The 1028-nt window shown below is 22.2% G+C and carries 1 protein-coding gene; it reads left to right on the top strand.

Going from position 1 to position 1028, the window contains the following annotated elements:
* Positions 1-326 precede the first annotated feature (326 nt).
* Entirely contained in the window at positions 327-800 is a 474-nt protein-coding gene (locus EHU54_RS05975) for a hypothetical protein (RefSeq protein WP_400249485.1), read from the top strand.
* Positions 801-1028 lie beyond the last annotated feature (228 nt).

Below are 1028 nucleotides of genomic sequence, written 5' to 3'. Positions count from 1 at the left end.
AATCAAATTTATCAAATTTCATAATTTTAGATTCCTATAATTTCTATTTTAAATATATTTTATAGGAATTTTAAAATAACTAGGTTATGCAAGAAGTCTAATGAATAAAGTTTGCAACTAATTGATCTAATTTTTTATTGTTAAATGTTAGCATTATATTACTCCCTTTTTACCATTTTTTACCTTTGAATCAAAATATATAGAATACACAAAAAGAATATTTTAAATTTTTTATTTTTTTTGATATAATAACAATAGTCTATGTAGAAATATCAATAAATATTCTTATATAGGAAACGAAACATAAAAAGATGAGGAGTTTATTTATGGCAATAAAAAAGAAAATTGTTATGCAAGAAGAATTACCAGTAGTTGATTTAATAAATCAAATTATTGAGGAAGGAAAAGAGTTAACTACTAAAACTGATATAAAAGCAGCAAAAGAAAAACTAATGCATGAAGAATGAATTAAAAAAAATAATGAAGCATGTGCTATTGCAGCAAAAAAATGAGAAGAAAAAATTAAATTAGCAAAGGAAAAAGAACTTAAAGCAGCATCAAAACTTAAAGATGTTGATAAGATTGAACAAGAAAAAATTGCTTTATTAGAACAAAAACGGAAAGAAGAAATTGCTAAAAATAATGCTTTATATGAAGAACGTGCTAAAAAACAAGCTCGTTTGACAAATATTTCACGTGTTAAAAAAGCAATGCGTGAGCGAAAAATAATTTTATCAAAAGAATCATGAGAAAAAGAGTCACAAAAATGACAAAAATTATTAGATCAAGTTTTACGTTAATTAAATAACTTGCACTGATGTTTATCAGTGTTTTTTTAATTTAAAATAAAATTGTTAAGTCACTTAATTTAGTTTTAAATAAAAATAAAATTATCTTAAACTTGGCAAATAAAAAGTTAAAAACTCATGTCAAAATTCTCATGCTTTGGTTTTTAATAGACTTCTTGCATAACCTAGTTATTTTAAAATTCCTATAAAATATATTTAAAATAGAAATTATAGGAATCT

The organism is Spiroplasma sp. ald (assembly GCF_044714355.1).
Lineage (GTDB): Bacteria > Bacillota_I > Bacilli_A > Mycoplasmatales > Mycoplasmataceae > Spiroplasma > Spiroplasma phoeniceum.
The sequence above is the reverse complement of the archived record's forward strand: the minus strand, read 5'-3'. Positions and strand labels throughout refer to the sequence as shown.